General features: G+C 63.7%; 17 protein-coding genes. 3 read left to right on the forward strand and 14 right to left on the reverse strand.

Going from position 1 to position 16,936, the window contains the following annotated elements; all coding sequences use genetic code 11:
- Positions 1 to 3: 3 nt before the first annotated feature.
- From FA94_RS34750 to FA94_RS34810, 13 genes are read right to left on the reverse strand one after another with little or no spacing between them, the layout of a single operon-like run.
- A complete protein-coding gene (locus FA94_RS34750; protein ID WP_035560436.1) occupies positions 4 to 1,269 on the reverse strand; it encodes an NAD(P)/FAD-dependent oxidoreductase in 1,266 nt (421 codons plus the stop codon).
- Positions 1,262 to 2,227, reverse strand: a complete 966-nt coding sequence (locus tag FA94_RS34755) for a VOC family protein (RefSeq protein WP_035560438.1) — start codon at positions 2,225 to 2,227, stop codon at positions 1,262 to 1,264. The genes FA94_RS34750 and FA94_RS34755 overlap by 8 nt, the downstream gene beginning before the upstream one ends.
- A 31-nt stretch (positions 2,228 to 2,258) precedes the next feature.
- On the reverse strand, positions 2,259 to 3,749 hold the full coding sequence (locus FA94_RS34760; protein WP_035560440.1) for an aldehyde dehydrogenase: 1,491 nt from the start codon (positions 3,747 to 3,749) through the stop codon (positions 2,259 to 2,261).
- A 57-nt stretch (positions 3,750 to 3,806) separates the two neighbouring features.
- Positions 3,807 to 4,637 carry an aspartate dehydrogenase gene (locus FA94_RS34765; protein ID WP_035560442.1) on the reverse strand — a complete coding sequence of 277 codons (831 nt, stop codon included), beginning with the start codon at positions 4,635 to 4,637 and terminating at the stop codon, positions 3,807 to 3,809.
- A complete protein-coding gene (locus FA94_RS34770; protein ID WP_035560445.1) occupies positions 4,630 to 6,288 on the reverse strand; it encodes a thiamine pyrophosphate-binding protein in 1,659 nt (552 codons plus the stop codon). The genes FA94_RS34765 and FA94_RS34770 overlap by 8 nt, the downstream gene beginning before the upstream one ends.
- On the reverse strand, positions 6,281 to 7,090 hold the full coding sequence (locus FA94_RS34775; protein ID WP_035560448.1) for an SDR family oxidoreductase: 810 nt from the start codon (positions 7,088 to 7,090) through the stop codon (positions 6,281 to 6,283). The genes FA94_RS34770 and FA94_RS34775 overlap by 8 nt, the downstream gene beginning before the upstream one ends.
- A complete protein-coding gene (locus FA94_RS34780; protein WP_035560451.1) occupies positions 7,090 to 7,974 on the reverse strand; it encodes an IclR family transcriptional regulator in 885 nt (294 codons plus the stop codon). Before FA94_RS34780 ends, FA94_RS34775 begins: the two co-directional genes overlap by 1 nt.
- A complete protein-coding gene (locus tag FA94_RS34785; protein WP_035560454.1) occupies positions 7,971 to 8,891 on the reverse strand; it encodes an alpha/beta fold hydrolase in 921 nt (306 codons plus the stop codon). Before FA94_RS34785 ends, FA94_RS34780 begins: the two co-directional genes overlap by 4 nt.
- Before the next feature lie 59 nt (positions 8,892 to 8,950).
- Complete coding sequence (locus FA94_RS34790) at positions 8,951 to 9,478, reverse strand: cupin domain-containing protein (protein WP_035560458.1); 528 nt, start codon at positions 9,476 to 9,478, stop codon at positions 8,951 to 8,953.
- A gap of 26 nt (positions 9,479 to 9,504) precedes the next feature.
- On the reverse strand, positions 9,505 to 10,272 hold the full coding sequence (locus FA94_RS34795; protein ID WP_035560461.1) for an SDR family oxidoreductase: 768 nt from the start codon (positions 10,270 to 10,272) through the stop codon (positions 9,505 to 9,507).
- A complete protein-coding gene (locus FA94_RS34800) occupies positions 10,265 to 11,377 on the reverse strand; it encodes an aromatic ring-hydroxylating dioxygenase subunit alpha (RefSeq protein WP_035560463.1) in 1,113 nt (370 codons plus the stop codon). Before FA94_RS34800 ends, FA94_RS34795 begins: the two co-directional genes overlap by 8 nt.
- Positions 11,378 to 11,426: 49 nt before the next feature.
- Complete coding sequence (locus FA94_RS34805) at positions 11,427 to 11,738, reverse strand: recombinase-like helix-turn-helix domain-containing protein (protein ID WP_035560465.1); 312 nt, start codon at positions 11,736 to 11,738, stop codon at positions 11,427 to 11,429.
- Between the two features lies 1 nt (position 11,739).
- Positions 11,740 to 12,054 carry a non-heme iron oxygenase ferredoxin subunit gene (locus FA94_RS34810; protein ID WP_035560467.1) on the reverse strand — a complete coding sequence of 105 codons (315 nt, stop codon included), beginning with the start codon at positions 12,052 to 12,054 and terminating at the stop codon, positions 11,740 to 11,742.
- Between the two features lie 440 nt (positions 12,055 to 12,494).
- On the opposite strand from FA94_RS34810, the gene FA94_RS34815 reads away from it, so the two are divergent.
- A complete protein-coding gene (locus tag FA94_RS34815; protein ID WP_035560469.1) occupies positions 12,495 to 13,568 on the forward strand; it encodes a porin in 1,074 nt (357 codons plus the stop codon).
- Positions 13,569 to 13,673: 105 nt separating this feature from the next.
- On the opposite strand, the gene FA94_RS34820 is transcribed toward FA94_RS34815, so the two are convergent.
- Entirely contained in the window at positions 13,674 to 14,648 is a 975-nt protein-coding gene (locus FA94_RS34820) for an IclR family transcriptional regulator (RefSeq protein ID WP_035560473.1), read from the reverse strand.
- A gap of 176 nt (positions 14,649 to 14,824) precedes the next feature.
- Between FA94_RS34820 and FA94_RS34825 the strand changes: the two genes are divergently transcribed.
- Positions 14,825 to 15,112: a hypothetical protein gene (locus FA94_RS34825; RefSeq protein ID WP_035560477.1), complete on the forward strand. Its 288-nt coding sequence runs from the start codon at positions 14,825 to 14,827 to the stop codon at positions 15,110 to 15,112.
- A 102-nt stretch (positions 15,113 to 15,214) separates the two neighbouring features.
- A complete protein-coding gene (locus FA94_RS34830; RefSeq protein ID WP_035560482.1) occupies positions 15,215 to 16,918 on the forward strand; it encodes an acid phosphatase in 1,704 nt (567 codons plus the stop codon).
- Positions 16,919 to 16,936 lie beyond the last annotated feature (18 nt).

A 16,936-nucleotide genomic window follows, 5' to 3' on the forward strand; every position in this document is an offset into this window, starting at 1 on the left:
TGGTTAGGCAAGCGCCGTCGAGGCGTCGGTCAGGGTGGCAAGGTCGATCGTCCGGCCTTGGTTCATCCATTTGCGCGACAGTTTCAGTTCGCGCGGCGTGTTGATGGCGATTACGCCGCGAATCGCGCCGTCTTCCAGATGGAACAGCGTGGCGCGTTTGCCCGGCAAATCGCCGCGTACGGCGAGTTGCGCGTCGGCCGGAATGTCGCCGAGAATTTGCAGATTGACGTCGTACTGATCGGACCAGAACCACGGAATATCCGCGTACGGTTCGAAGTGGCCGAGCAACGCTTTCGCCGTGGAGATCGCCTGGTTCTGCGCATTGGCCCACGATTCGAGCCGCACGCGGCGCTTCAACCACGCGCTCGGATGATTGGCCACGTCGCCGCACGCGAAAATGCGCGGATCGTCGGTCGCGCCGAAATGATCGACCACGATGCCGTCTTCCACCTTCACGCCCGCCGCTTCGGCCAGCGCCGTATGCGGCGTCAGACCGATGCCGCATACGGCGAAATCGGCGTCCAGCGTCGAGCCGTCCGCGAACGTCGCGCGAATCCGGTTGGCGTCGTTCGGATGATCTTCGAGCTTCACGAGCGACGCATTCAGACGCACGTCCACGCCATTCGCGCGATGCAGGTCGAGCAGGAAACTGGAGACCATCGGCGGCAACGAACGCGCACACAGACGTGGCGCGCCTTCGACCACCGACGCTTCCACACCGAGCTTGCGCGCGGTGGCCGCGACTTCGAGGCCGATCCAGCCGCCGCCCACCACCAGCACACGTCGACTCGCACGCAGCCGCTCACCGAGCGCGACGGCTTCGTCGAGCGTGCGCAGATAGGCAATGTGCGAGGTCTTGACGAGCGCGTCCGGCAAACGGCGCGCCGCGCCGCCCGTGGCAATCACCAGACGGTCGTACTGCACTTCGCGGCCCGACTGCGTGCGCACGATACGTTGTTCACGGTCGATCAAGTTCGCGCAATCCGGCTGCCACGCTTCCACGTTCAACGCGTCGAAGTCGTCGGGCTTCACGAGACGCACGGTGTCGATATCCGCTTCGCCGGCCAGCACCGCTTTCGACAACGGCGGGCGTTCGTACGGCAGATGCACTTCGTCGGCGATCATCACGAGACGGCCGTCGAAGCCTTCCTTGCGCAGCGTCTTGACGACCCAGCCGGCCGCCTGTCCGCCGCCGATCACGACGATCGTGCGCGGCGCTTCGAGTCCTTCGTGTGCGGCTTGCGCCTTGGCAACAGCAGCGTCAGTCATTTTTCCGCTCCGTCATGAACTTGCCTTCCGGCGCCTTCGCGTTCTTCTGCCGCCGCGTATTACCGTCGATGCCGCCGTCGATCGCCCATTCGGCGAACACGGTCGGACCCGGTTCGAAGTCACGCGGCTGCCAGTCGGGCGTGAGTTGATCTTCGTCGGCGTAGTACTCGATCAGGCCGCCGGCCGGATTCTGGAAGTACCAGAAGTACGCCGACGACACCGGATGCCGTCCCGGTCCAAGCTGCGTATCCCAACCGCAGCGGCTGATATGCATGCCGCCGCCGAACACTTCGTGGATATCGCGCACGGTGAACGCGACGTGATTCAGACCGCGCTTGCCGCCCGGCAACGCCAGCAGAAAAATGTCGTGGTGGCCGCCGTGCGGCGCGCAACGCATGAACGCGCCGCGGCCCGGATAGCGGTCCGACATCTCGAAGCCGAGCAGTTCCTGATAGAACTTTTCCTGTTCGGCGAGCTGGTTGGTGAAGAACACCACGTGACCGACTTCGACCGGTTCGGCGCGCTCGTAAATCGTCGACGGCTGATCGACGCGCAAGGTTTGCCCCCACACGTTCGACGGCGAGCCGTGAATGTCGAGCGCGCGCTTGCGGGTCACTTCCACGCGAATCGCCATACCGTTCGGATCGATACAGCCGACCGCGTCGTCGGTTTCGAAATGACCCGGTTGACCGGCAAAGCGGCCGCGCAGTGCGTCGAGTTCCGCTTTCGTGGCGACGCCCCAGGTCACTTCGCGCAACGTCGGGCCTTCTTCGAACGCGGGCGGCAGCGACGCGTCATTCGCGTCCACCGCGAGCACCGTGCAACCGTTCAGCGTTTCGAAGCGCGCATGCGTTTCGTCGTGCGCGACTTCCTTCAAGCCCCAGTCCGCGAAAAAGCGGCGGCAGGCGGCCAGATCCGTCACGCCGTAAATAATCTGTTCAATGCCGAGAATCGTCATAACGTGCCTCTTGCGGTTCCTGCGTGTCGGTTTAGTTGGCCCACGCCAGCGGCGCGTCGTTCAAGCCCCAGTAGAGGCTCTTCTGTTGCATGTATTCGCGGATGCCGAGCCGGCCCTTCTCGCGGCCCATGCCGCTCTCCTTCCAGCCGCTGAACGGCGTCGAGATCGAGAACAGCTTGTAGGTGTTGATCCAGATGGTGCCGGCTTCGAGCGCGCGGGCAATCCGGTAAGCGCGCTTGTAGTCGCGCGTCCAGATGCCGGCGGCGAGGCCGAACACGCTGTGGTTCGCATCTTTCAGCAACGCGGCTTCGTCGTCGAACGGCATGGCCACCAAAACCGGGCCGAAAATTTCTTCCTGGCAGATGCGCGCGTCATTCGTGAGGCCTTCGAGAATCGTCGGCTGAAAGTAGGTGCCTTGTTCGCGGCCATCGCCGACCGGACGCTCCCCGCCGCACAGCAGGCGGCCGCCTTCTTCGAGACCCAGCGCGACGTAACGCTCAACCGTTTCGCGATGCGCCGCCGTGATCAGCGGACCCATTTGCGTTTCGGCGCGCGACGGATCGCCGACGCGCAGCTTGCGCGCGCCTTCCGCGAGACGCTTCATGAACGCGTCGTAGATCGAGCGCTGCACGAACAACCGCGACCCGGCAATGCACGCTTCGCCCGACGAACTGAAAATGCCGTACAGCACGCCGTTGACCGCGTGATCGAGATCGGCGTCGTCGAACACGATGGTCGGCGATTTGCCGCCGAGTTCCAAAGAAACCGGCATCAGCTTGTCGGCCGCGATACGCGCGATGCCGCGACCTACTTCGGTGCCGCCCGTGAACGACACTTTCTTCACCAGCGGATGACGCACCAGCACGTCGCCGATTACCGAGCCCTTGCCCGGCACCACGCTGATCACGCCCTTCGGCACACCGGCTTCTTCGCAGATGCGCGCCAACGCCAGCGAGATCAAAGGCGTCACTTCAGCGGGTTTCAGCACGACGGCATTCCCACCCGCCAGGGCCGGCGCCAGCTTCTGCGCGTCGGACGCGATCGGCGAATTCCACGGCACGATGGCCGCGATCACGCCGATCGGTTCATAGATGCTCATGGTCAGATAATCGCCGCGCGAGGGCGTGACTTCTTCGTCGAGCGTTTCGAGGCAAGCCGCGAAATAGCGGAACGTGTTGGCGGCGCTCGCCACCAGCACGCGCGTTTCGCTTATCGGCTTGCCGTTGTCGCGACGCTGCAATTGCGCGAGCGCTTCATGACGCGCCATGATCAGATCGGCGATGCGATACAGAACCAGCGCACGTTGATGCGGCTTCAATCCCGACCAGTCCGCTTTGCGCCATGCGATGTCGGCGGCTTCGATGGCGTCGCAGGCGTCGTCGGCATTGGCCGTCGAAATTTCCATGTTGACCGACTGATCCGCCGGATACAGGCTTTTGTACGGGTTGCCACGCCCTTGCCGCCATTCGCCGCCGATAAAAATATCGCCGTTGGGCACGAGGCTGGTATCGAAGTGAGTCATGTCGGTCATTCCGGTTTGCTTGCTTCTGCTAATGGCTTAGGGCTTGAGGCTTAAGGCTTAAATCACGCAACGTGCCGCGCGATTGCGCAGCGCGCGAATCGCGCTGTAAGCGGTCAACGCGGACGTCTTCGGGTTATCCGGCAGCGGCTTGCCGCACATTTCTAGCGACATCTCGCCGAACGCGCCGCGCGCGAGAATGCGGTGCACGTTGCGCGTCACGTTCGGGTCCGCGATCAGGCGCACCGTGGTGTGGTCCAGACCGAGACCAGCCAGCGCAATCGTCGCGGCCACGTTGGCGTTCTTCGGATACAGCCGCGCCGCTTCGCGCGCGCTGCCTTCGAAGATCACCGTCTCTTCCGTCAGCGCATTCAGATCGCAGACCTGTTCCGCCGGCGTGCCGAGCCAGCCGGTGGGCGGCTTGCGGCCGGTGTACAGCACTTCGTCGAGGCCGCCCAGTTTCGCGGCGGCCAGCGCATCCACGCCGCCAATTGCGCCGGAGAGCAGCGTCAGCGTCGCGTCGCCTTCGTCGGCGGCGGCGGACAACGCGTCGAGCAACAGCATGTCGGACAGCGCACCGATCGAAGCCACCGCGCAATCGGTGCCGGCCTTCAGCAACGGCACCACGTGATCGACCAGCGCGCTATGTCCCGCGCACTCCAGCGCGAAATGCGGCTGGCTGCTCAACGCGGCCACGGAGGCCACCACGTCCACGGACGACCCCACTACTTCACGCACCGACGCCATATGACGTTCCGGCACGATCACGTGCGACACGCGCACGGTCGGATCGGCGGCGACCGAGCGATACACCGCCTGGCCGATCGCGCCGAAGCCGATCATCGCGACGTCGACGGGTGCGTGATGCCCCGCGTAGCCGGCGTCATGCATGTTCCGGCTCCTCTTTCTTGACCGGCGGGCCCGCGAACGCGGTGGCGAACGAGCCGACCGACAGCATGTCGACTTCGACCAGCACGGGGCCGGCCTTCGCCATACCTTCGCGAATGATCGCGTCGACCTGATCGAGCGATTTGACGCGGTAGTGCGTGAGCTTCAGGCTCTCGCAGAACTGCGCGAAATCCGGTTGATGCAGATCGACGTAGCAGCGCCGGCCACCGTATTGCGCGTCCTGAATGTTGCGGATCACGCCGTAGCACTGGTCGTTCATCAGCACGATCATCACGTTGGCGTTTTCCTGCACGGCCGTGGCGAGTTCGCCGACGTTGACCATCAAGCCGCCATCGCCGACGAGACACACGGTCTTCGCCGCGCTACCAGCAAGCGCAGCGCCGATGCCCATCTGCATGCCTTGGCCGATGCCGCCGCCAAGCGCATGCACGCCCGCGCGCGGCGAGAAGATCTGCAGCATCCGGTTGCCCCAGGTGCTGTTCGAGATCGTGACGTCGCGCACCCAGTTGTAGTCGCGACCCACCGCGCCTTGCAGCGCGTCGACGAGTTGCTTGTATGGACCGAGGCCCTTGCCCACGTCGGCGACTGCGCTGACGCGCGCGGCGGAAAGATCGGCGGCGAAGGTGGGATCGACCTTGAGGCGGCCTTCGAGCAGCGTCGCCAGTTCTTCGAGTACGGCGGAGGCGTCACCGTGAATGAACATCTCGTTGCGATAACCGCGGTTGTCGGCGAGCGCGTCGGCGTCGATGCGATACAGCGGCTGCGGCAGCGCGAGCTTGTACTTCAGCGTTTCATTGCCACGCAGACGCGAACCGACGACCAGCAGCGCATCGCAAGTCTTGTAGAAACTTTCGACCGCCGCGTGCACATTGAACGCGCCGAGCGTCGCCGGATGATCTTCCGGCAGCACGCCACGGCCTTGCACGCTGGTCACCACGCCGAAGCCGAGGGCCACCAGACGTTCGACCGCCTTGGCCGCGTGACGCGTGCCGCCGCCAAGCCACAGCAACGGGCGCTTCGCGTTGACCAGTTGCTCGGCCAGTTGCGCGACGCGCTGCTTGCAATGCGTGAGCGTCGTGATGTGCGGTGCAGCCAGGTCGGCGGGCCATTCGACTTCCGCCGCCTGAATGTCGATCGGAATCTCGACGCTCACCGGGCCGCTCGGCGCGGTTTGCGCAACGCGCACGGCTTCGCGGATGGTCGGCAGCGCGGTGTCGACCGAGCGCACGCGAAACGCGGCTTTCGAAATCGACGACAGCATCGCGAGTTGATCCGGCGCTTCGTGGATATACGCGAGGTCCTGATCGAGGTATTCGGTTTCGATCTGACCGGTGACGTGCAGCAATGCGGTGCCGGCGGTCAGCGCTTCGACCATCGCGCCCGCTGCGTTGCCCGCCGCCGTGCCGGTGCTGGTGAACGCGACGCCGAGGCCGCCCGACACACGCGCCAGACCGTCGGCCATATTCACCGCGCCGGCTTCGCCGCGCGCGCCGACGTAGCGGATCTTGCCGCGGTTATGGATCGCGTCGAGGATCGGCATGTTGTGGATCGAGATCACGCCGAATGCGGTTTGAACGCCGCATTGCTCGAGAAAGGCGGCGATCAGTTCGCCAACGGTGGTTTTTTTAGACATGTCGTGCAACGCCTCCAGAAACATCGATATGACTGCCCGTCGTGTAGGACGACAGCGTCGTAGCCAGATAAAAGAGCGCTTGAGCGGCTTCTTCGGGGCGACCGAAGCGGCCTAGCGGAATGTTTTTCTTGCGCGCCAGTTCGGCGGTCCAGTCTTCCCAGCTCTGGCCCGGCTGCGCTTCTTTCGCGTGACGGCGGCGCCACTGACCCGATTCGACAATGCCGATCAGGATCGAATTGACGCGGATACGCTGCGGCGCGAGTTCCACCGCGAGCGACTTGATCAGGTTCTGCACGCCGGCGCGTGCCGATGATGTCGCCACCATGTGCGGCTCCGGCTGCTGTGCAAGCAACGAGTTCACGCAGACGATCGCGGCGTTGTTACCAGCGCTGGCCGCGTCGCGCAGCATCGGCAGGAACGCGCGGGTCGGGCGGATCACGCTGAAGTACTTGAGGTCGAGTTCTTCACGCCATGCGTCGTCGGTGGTGTCGGCGAAGGTCGACACGCGACCCTGGCCCGCGTTGTTCACCAGCATGTCGGTGCGGCCGAAGCGCGCTTGCACCGCTTGCGCGAATGCGCTGACGTCGTCGGTATCGAGCACGTCGCAACGGCGCGCGAGAAGCGGTGCGTTGGGAAACTGCGCGTTCAGCGCGGCTTCCGCTTGCGCGAGACGCTCGGTGTCGCGGCCGCAGATTGCGACCGCGACACCGGCTCGCAGAAACAGTTCGGCAGTCGCGAGGCCGATGCCGGACGAACCGCCCGTCACCACCGCCACCTGCCCGGTCAAGTCGATTTGAATCATCAGAGCCCCAGTGCCTTCATGTATTTGCTGCCTGCATTCGGCCCATTCTTCGGCCGGTAGTTGAGCCGCTGCGAGAGTTCTTCGGCTGCGCGGCGCACCTTGTCGATCAGTCCGCTGTCCAGCAACGAGGCGTCGATCTCGTGGCGCGGAATCGTCGTCGTGATCACGGCGACGATCCGACCCGTGTCATTCCGCACTGGTGCACTGACCACCGAAATACCGCGCTCGAACGACGACTCGCTGATCGCAAAGCCGCGCTTGGCGTCGTCGCGAATCCGTTCGTACAGGTCTTCCAGCGTGATCGGCGTCTGTTTCGTGAAGCGTTCGAGTTCCGGTTCGGGATACAGCTTCTTCAGGTCGTCGAGCGTCATGTCGCCCATCAGCACCTGACCGTGCGTCGTCGCGTACGCCGGGAGACGCGTGCCGACGTTGACCTTCACCGAGCTGAAAATCGGTGCGTGGCTTTGTGCCTTGGCGACGAACACCACATCGCGTCCGTCGCGAATCACGATATGGCTCGTCAAGCCGGTGTCGTCGCGCAATGCCTCGATGATCGGCAGACCGAGGTCGGTCAATTCGAGCGAGCTCAGATATTCGAAACCGAGCCGCAACACCGCGACGCCGAGGCGATAGTTGCGGTCCTTGTCGGCGCGTTCGAGAAAGCCGAGCGATTCGAGCGTTTGCAGCAGACGGAACACCGTCGTGCGGGGAATCTTCAGGCGCTTCGATAATTCCGGTGCGCCGAGAACCGGCTCGCGTGGCGAGAATTCCGTGAGGATCCTCAGACCGCGTTCGAGACCCGGCACGCGGTAGCTGGCTTCGCTACCGGTGTCGTTGCGGTCGTCGTCCGCGTCGCGCTCGGCGTTGATGAGGTCGGGCGTCATTCAGGGCTCCGTTGTCCGTCGCTCGCGCGGCAGAACGTGTCGATGATCGCGGTAGTCGCGGCGGGCGCTTCGATATAGCCGGCGTGCCCCGCGTGCGGCACGACCTGCAGTGGGGTGCGCGCCGCCAGCGCGAGTCGCTCGCAGGCGGCCGGGGGCGTAATGGTGTCGTCCGCGCCGACGGCGACATTGATGCGGCCGGTGTAGCGCGCGAGGTCGGCGGCAAGATCGGCGTTGGCGAGCAGATGCGTGGCCTGCGCGTAGCCGTGCGGGATCACGCGCGACATGTTCCAGCGCACCCAGGCGCGGGCTTCGTCGTTGGCTAGCGCGGACACCATGTTGGCGCTGCGTTTTTCGGCGAGACCTTGCGGGCCGAGTTCGGTCAGCATCGCGAGGCGCTGGTCGCGCTTCGTGTCGCGTACGTCGGCGGAAGCCGCGCCGTAGCCGCCAGCCGGCGACAACAGCAGCAAGCCGGCCACGCGCTGCGGGTACGCAACAGCACACGCACCGGCGACGATCGCTCCTAGCGAATGGCCCACCAGCACGCAACGTTCAATACCGAGCGCGTCGAGCCATTCGTTCAAGACCGTTGCGTAATCCATGGCGTTCGGCGATTCGACCGCGACCGGCGTGGACGCGCCATAACCCGGCGCGTCCCACGCCAGCACGCGGCGCGTCGCGCCGAGCACTTCAAACTGCTGCACCCACGAGGCCGCGCCCGAACCGATACCGTGCAACAACACCAGCGGCAACGCGGTGCCGTTGCAATTGCTGTCGCTGTCCGCGTACGCCGCTTCGCGATAACTCACCGCGCGCTGCGAAGCCAGCCCGATTTGCAGTGCCGGGAAACGCGCAAGGCGAGCTTCGAGCCCGGCGTGCGTGGCGTGCTGATCGGCGGTAACGGTTGGAACAGCGGACATGATTTCCTTCGTGGGTGTTTTCAGGGCGCTTAGGTGCAACTCGATGCAACGAAGCGCGCTTAGCGCTTGAGCTTCGCCAGCGGCGAATCCGGCGGATACGTCGGCGTGATCGGCTTCGGCGAACCGAGCATCACGCACATCAGCGCGTCTTCTTCGCCGACGTTCACTTCCGTGCGGTACACGCCCGGCGGCACCGAAATCAGATCGCGCTCGCCGAGCACGGCTTCCCACGTCTCGCCGTCTTTCTCGCAGACCACTTTCATCTTGCCGCGCAGCACGAAGAAGATTTCCTCGACGTCCATATGAATATGGCTCGGGCCGATGTTGCCGGCCGGAATCACCATCGTCGAAAACGTGAAACCGCCCGCGGGCACCGTGTTCATGTCTTTCGCGACGCCCGTGCCGCCCGTGCCGACGTAGCGCATTTGCGCGCGGCGGTACTTCGGGTCGTAGTCGGCCTGGAACTTCAATGCGTCCCAGTCGTAGCGACGCGTTTCCAGGCGCGCGACGCGGCTGTCCAGCCATTGGTCAAAGCTTGCGTCCGCGGGTTGTTCCCACGATTTGCGTTCGAGTTCGGCGTCCGCCATCTCTTTCTCCTTTCGATTCGACAAGATCAATTCATCACGAAGCCGCCGTTCACCGGCAGCAACTGGCCGGTCACGAAGCGCGCGGCATCGGACAACAGGAACAGCACGGGCCCGGTCACGTCGTCGGGCACTTGTGCGCGCGTCAGCGCGCGGCCTTGCAGGTAATACTGATGACGCTCGGCGGGTACGTAGGCAGTCGCCTCGACTTCAGTCAGGCCCGGTGCGATCGCGTTGACGGTCACGTTGTGCGCGCCGAATTCACGCGCCAGAGAACGGGTCATCGAGATCACCGCACCCTTGCTCGCCACGTAGGCGAGCAGCTTCGGCGCGCCCCACATCGCCGTGTCCGACGCGATGTTGACGATGCTGCCGTGGCCCGAGTCGCGCAGATACGGCAGCGCGGCGGTGCTCATCAACCAGGTGCCGCGCACGTTGACGTTCATCACGGCGTCCCACGTGTCGACCGACAACTCGTCGGCGAACTTGCCGCCGGAGTTGGTGATCGCCGCGTTGTTGATCAGCGCGTCGAGGCCGCCGAGTTGCGCCGCGGCCTGCTGCGCGAATTGCGTGATGCTGGCAGGATCGGCGAGATCGAGCGGCAGATAGCTCACCGCGTGCCCTTGTTCAACGAGCGACGCAGCCAGCGCGTTGCCTTCTTCATGCAGCACATCGCCGAACACCACGTTCGCGCCGGCTTGCACCAGCGCGCGGACGAACGCCGCGCCGAGACCGCGCGCGCCGCCCGTCACGAGGACGCGCCGGCCGGTGAGCGCTGCGAGCGCGTCGTTATGCATGGCTGTGGCCTGTTTCGGCTTGTGCCGCTGCCGCCGTCGAGCCGGATTCAGCATTCGCCGCTTGCGCGCGATGCGCTTCCAGCGCCGCAAAATCCTGCTGCGCGCGCTGACGCAGCATGCGTCGCACACGCGTCATACCGACGTCGTGCTGATAGAGGAATTCCTGATCGCGTGCATTCGGCGCCATGCTTTCCAGCACGTAGCGGTCTTGCTCCAGCACCGCCCAATGCAAACCTTCCAGACGATTGCGATACATGAAGCGCCACGCGTCGCGCTGCCAGCCGGACACTTTGCGCGTGCGCCAGAAGTACACCTGGCAGTGGTTTTCGTCGACGGGAACGGCGAAGCCGATGATCCCGAAGTTGCCGCCCGGGCCGAACTTCTTCTTGTACGGAATCGCAAGGCGCATCCACAGGCAGCCGGTTTCGCCGAGTTCCACCCAGTCGAAGTTCACGTCGCGCTGGCCGACCTTTTCGAACATCAGGCCGGTTTCGGTTTTGCGCACGCGCATGTCGGCCTGCTTGTCGCCTTCGGCCATGGAGTGCGACGTCGCGTGCAGATACGCGCCGTGCATCGGGTCCATCACGTTGTCAATCGCGTACTGGTAATTGCACTTCCAGTTCGACATGCACAGGAAGTTCGCGTATTCCTCGCCGACCAGTTCTTCCGGCAGCACGAGCGGCGTCGGCTCCTTATGCGCGTCGTCGCCGAACCACAGAAAGATCGCGCCGGCATGTTCTTCGACCGGATACGACTTCACGCACTTCTGGCCTTCCAGCGGACAGTTCGACACGGCCGGCACTTTGGTGACCTCGCCGCTGCCGTCGATCTCGATGCCGTGATACCAGCACGCAACGCTACCGCCGAGATTCCAGCCGAGCGACAGACGCGCGCCGCGATGCGGGCAGCGGTCTTCAAGCGCGCGAACCTGGCCTTCCTTGTCGCGCCACAGCACGATCTGATCGCCGAGGCGCGTAATGCCGACCGGCGCGTCGCCGACTTGCCAGCTCGGTGCGACGGGATACCAGTAATTACGCAGACCTTTGTCCAGATAGGACTGGATCGGATCGGCCGCGCTTTGGGTCGTTGTATTGGGGGACGTCATCAAAAGACTCCGGAAACGAAAGCGATGAAACGTGTTCGGGAAAGCGCGCTTATTCGGCGAGCAGGCGGAATTCGGCGGCGAGGCGGTCGGCGTCCCACGTGTTGCCTTCCGGGGTGCGGAAGCCCACGCGATTCAAACCGTCGGCCACTTCCTGCAACTCCACCGCGCCGGCGTCGAACACTTTTTCGAGTGCGTCGCCGAAGTCGTTTTCGTACTGGGTCGGCTCGGCCTTACGCGTTTGCCAGATGAAGTTGCCGGTTTCGCCCGGCTTCTCGATCACGCCTTTGCCGGCGACGTTATTCGGCTGCGGCGCGAGCCACGGCTTCAGGAAGGGATTGAAGTTCACGATTTGCTCTCGCATGTCATTCCACCTTGATCTGGATTTCTTCGCCGGCGAGTCGCACTGAGTACATCTTCAGGTCGCGGCCGCCGGGCTCTTTCAGGCATTTGCCGGTCGGAATATGGAACACGGCTTCGTGCAGCGGGCATTCGACGGTGTCGCCGTCGATAAAGCCCTGCGTCAGCAACGCGAACGCATGGGGGCAGACGTTTTCCAGCGCGTACAGCGCATCGCCCACCTTGTAGATGCCGATCTCGGTGCCGTCGAGCTTGAACTCGATCGGCGCGTCATCGGACAGATCGCCGGCATGGCCGGCGCAGCGCCATTGTTCAGTCATTTCTCGCCTTCTCCTGAAGCCTTATGTTCCACCTAAGGAACATCAGTTCGTGTATGGATAATTATAGGAGTGGCTTCAGCGAGAAAAAATAAAAATCTGAACCGCCTGGGGAAAACACCGACTGTGGCTTTCGCAACACAGCATTGCGTGATCCGGCCGAAATCCTTGAATCGCGCGCAGCGCCTTCTGGCGCTAGGTTGAGACGTTATTGGCAGACAAATAGAAAAGCACCGATGCGGGTTTGTACGGGGTCCGAAAATTTATTTTGACCACTTCTAGAGTCACTATACTTTCCATAGGCGATACAGACGCCCATAGGTGGAACATAAAGCGGTGCAGTTTTGGCGCATAAACCCAAAGCTGCAATCAACCCCAAAGCAAGGATCAGGGACGACGACATCGGCGCAGGCCAATCCGTCGTGTGATCAGGAGAACCAACGGTGAAGCACATCATTGCGGCCGGCTTGACGGCAATCTGCGCAACAACTGGCGCATGGGCGCAGAGCAGTGTGACGCTATACGGCAGCCTGGATGCCGGTATCGCGTACATCAGTAATGCGGGCGGCAGTTCGAAGTGGATCGAGGAACAAGGCAACATGCAGCCGGACCGCTGGGGCCTGAAGGGCGTCGAAGATCTGGGCGGCGGGCTGAAGACGGTTTTCCAGTTGGAAAACGGCTTCTATACGAACACGGGCGCCTTCGCTAAAGCGGGCGTGCTATTCAATCGGCAGGCGTTCGTGGGATTGAGCTCGGACAAGATCGGCACGGTGACGCTCGGCCATCAGACACCGTTCAGCTTCGACGTGCTGGGTCCGCTGAGCACCGCTTATCTGGCCGCCAGCTGGTACGCGTTCCATCCGGGCAATATCGACGAACTCGCCGACACGGGCGTCGTGCCGTTCGACAACTCGGTGAAATTCCGTTCCGCGAGTTTCAACGGCTTTTCAGTCGGCGCGATGATGGGTCTCGGCAACACGACCAACTTCTCGACCGGCAAGACGCTGAGCTTTGCGCTTAGCTATGCGAACGGCCCGTTCAAGGCCGGCGCGACGTATGCGAACGAGCACGACCGGACGCCGTCGATCATTACGACGGGCATTACCAACTTCCAGGGTGTGGCTGCGGCGACCTACACGGCGGACAAGGTCGAGAACATGGGCGCGGGCGCGTCCTACCAGTTCGGCAAGCTGCTGGTGCATGGTCTGTACACGCGCGTGAAGCTGGAATACGCCGGTCATTCGAACACGTACCAAAGCTACGATGCGGGCGCGAATTATCAGTTCACGCCGTTCAATAGCATCGCCGGCGGCGCCGCGACCACGACGCTGGCGGGACATCGCTGGACGCAGTTCGAGATCGGCGATATCTACGCGCTGTCCAAGTCGACGCAGTTGTATGTGAATGCACTGTATGAGCGCGCGGGTTCGAATACGGACGCCGCGTTCTTTACCGCGGGTGTGTCGAGCGGCCGGAATCAGACGATTTTCCTGACGGGGATTCATCACTCGTTCTGATGCGTTGATCGTCTGATGCGGGACGGTAGCGAAAATGCAAAAGCGCGCGAGTCGGCTGTGAACACAGCCTGACTCGCGCGCTTTATTATTGAGTGCGCGGCAGAATCAGCTCGCCGCAACCGGCCTGCGGCGTGCCTGCGCTGCGGTCGGATCGTCCGGACGCGGACGATAGCTCAGACGCTCGGACAATTCGAGCGCCGCCTGGCAGACCGAGATGATGAGCGGCTCGCGCTCCTCGGCCTCGCCGATATCCGAACGCGGAATCGTGACGGTCAATGCGGCGGCGATCTTGCCGCTTTGATCGCGCACCGGCGCGCTCACCACGGAAATACCCCGCTCGAACGACGCTTCGCTCAACGCATAACCCAGCGCCGCACTTTCGCGCACCCGTCCGTACAGTTCTTCAACGGTATTCGGCGTGCGTTCGGTGAAGCGTTCGAGTTGCGGCTCGGGGTACAACTGGCGCAATTCCTCGAAACTCAGATCGCCCATCAGCACCTGGCCATGCACGGTGGCATGCGCCGGCAGACGCGTGCCGACATGCACCTTGACGGAGCTGAACATCGGCTCGTGGGTTTGCGCCTTGGCGACGAACACCACGTCGCGCTGATCGCGAATCAGCAGATGCGTGCTCAGGCCGGTGGCGTCGCGCAAACGTTCGAGAATCGGCGTGCCGACGTCGGTCAGTTCGAGCGAACTCAGATACTCGAAGCCGAGCCGCAACACCGCGACGCTCAGCCGGAAATAACGATCGCCATTCACGCGTTCGAGAAAACCGAGCGCTTCGAGCGTCTGTAACAAGCGGAACGTGGTGGTGCGCGGAATGCCGATGCGTTTCGACAATTCGGGCGCACCGAGTACCGGTTCGCGCGCGCTGAACTCAGCGAGAATCCGCAGCCCGCGTTCGAGGCCCGGCACGAGATAAGTCGATCCGCCGGCGCTCTCTTCGTCGGTGGAATCGTGGGACTCGGCGCCTTCCATCTGGACCGACGACAACGCATCGTCCGGCGAAATCGCGGCCGCCTCGCCACGTGGCTTTGCCTGCTTGCGTCCCACTCCTGTTTGCTCTTGTTTTGCCATCTTGGCTGCCGTTTCTGCGGTTCATCGTAGTCAGATCAGCATCATAGCGCGAAGCACCCGGCGGTCATTTATCGACGCCGCAGCCCATTCGCGCGGTGCTATCCTTTGATGCGGTCCACTGCGCGCCGCCTCACTGCCGCGCTTTCGCTCCGCTCAAGCGTCCGGAGGCCACGCTCATGTCCGATTCCATCCAGATTCAGGTTGCCGACTCGCATCTTTATCCGGGCTGCGCGGTACGCATTCCGCATTTACCCGAGTCGGCCCGCGAGGCGGCCGCCGTCGTCGAATTCGCGGATGGCTCCGGCGCGAAGGCAACCTGTCACCGCCGCGCGCTCGACGAACTCGAATTGGCCGTGGACCGCTATGCGACCCAAAAGCGTCACCCTGTTGATAGTCGACAATGGCTGCTGCTCGCCGTCGATGCAACGCACAATAGTTGGCGCGTCAAGCGCCGATTGCCTTAGGCCGCGTCTTGCGGCTCGCCCGGATCTGCCACCGTTGGCGCACGCGCACGTTCTCACCGTGCGCGGCCCCAGCGCCCGTCACGCCCACTCTGGAAACGACCGATGACCGACCACGACTCCACCCTGCCGCCCAACGCCAACAACGCTGACCACACCGACAACGCCCCCGACGATCCCGAACGCCGCCGCGTTCTCACCGGGCTCGCGGCGGTCGGCCTCGGCATCGCGCTAGCGGGCTGCAAGACCGAGCAAAGCCTGTCGGGCGACGGCGCACCGCGCAGCGCAGCCGACTTGCGCCTCGATGCCGCGCTGCACGATCAGGTCAAGCACATCGTGGTGATCTATGCGGAAAACCGCAGCTTCGCGAATCTGTACGGCAACTTCCCCGGCGTGCAGCATCCGCTCGACGCCGTCAGCGCCGAGCGCTATCTGCAATTCGACCGCGATGGCAAAACGCCGCTGCCGCGTTTGCCGGCCATTTGGGGCGGCCTCGTGCCGCAAGCGCAGGAAGTGGACGGCAAGCGTTACATGATCGCGCAGAAGGACCTCGGCAATCTGCGCAACCAGCCGTTCCATATCACCGACGCGCAAGGCGCGCCGCTGCCCAACGGCGTGATCACACGCGACCTGGTGCACCGTTTCTATCAGAACCAGATGCAGATCAACGCCGGCCGCAACAATCAGTTTGCCGCGTGGGGCGATTCCGGCGGCCTCGTGATGGGGCACTACCGCAATTCCGCCGACACGCTGCGTCTGTGGAATCTGGCGCAGCAATACACGCTGTGCGACAACTTCTTCATGGCGGCTTTCGGCGGTTCGTGGATGAACCACATCTTTCTGATTTCGGCGCAGCCGCCGTTCTATCCGGACATTCACAATAGTCCGGCGAAAAAGCTGGCTTCGGTGGTGGAAGGCGACGATCCGACCGGCACGCGGCTGAAGCTCGCGGCAGACTCGCCCGCGTCCGCGCTCGACGGTCCGCCGAAATTCGTCAACGACGGCGCATTCACCGCCGACGGCTACGCCGTCAACACGATGGCGCCGCCGTATCAGCCAAGCAATGTGCGGCCGGCCGAAGGCGGCAATCCCGCGTTCGCGGATCTGTCGAATCCGCGTGTGCTGCCGCCGCAAAACTACGCGACGATCGGCGACCGGCTGACGGACAAAGGGGTCGACTGGGCGTGGTACAGCGGCGCGTGGCAATACGCGCTGGACCACCAGGATACGGGCGCGGTGCCTGACTTTCAGTATCACCATCAGCCGTTCAACTACTTCGCCAATTACGCGCCGGGCACGGCCGCGCGCCGCCAACATCTGCGCGATGCCGGACTCGGCAACGACGCCACGAGCAATCGTCTGATCGCGGATATCGACGCGGGCCGTTTGCCCGCGGTCACGTTCTACAAGCCGCAAGGCGATCTGAACATGCACGCGGGTTACGCCGACGTCGAATCGGGCGACCGCCACATCGCTGCGGTGATCGACCATATCCAGCGCGGACCGCAGTGGGCGAACACGGTCGTGATCGTCACCGTCGACGAAAACGGCGGCTGGTGGGATCCGGTGTCGCCGCCGAAGGGCGATCGCTGGGGTCCGGGCTCGCGAATTCCGGCGCTGGTGGTGTCGCCGCTCGCGAAGAAGGGCTACGTCGATCACACGGTGTACGACACCAATTCGATTCTTCGGCTGATCACGCGCGTGCATGGGCTGGCGCCGCTGGACGGCGTGATGGCGCGCGACCGCGCGTTCGCGAGTAATGGGCTCGCGCCGTTGGGCGATTTGACGGGGACGTTGGATCTGGCTTGAGCGAGGGGGCGACGCGGT

The sequence above is a fragment of the Burkholderia sp. 9120 genome, assembly GCF_000745015.1.
GTDB lineage: Bacteria > Pseudomonadota > Gammaproteobacteria > Burkholderiales > Burkholderiaceae > Paraburkholderia.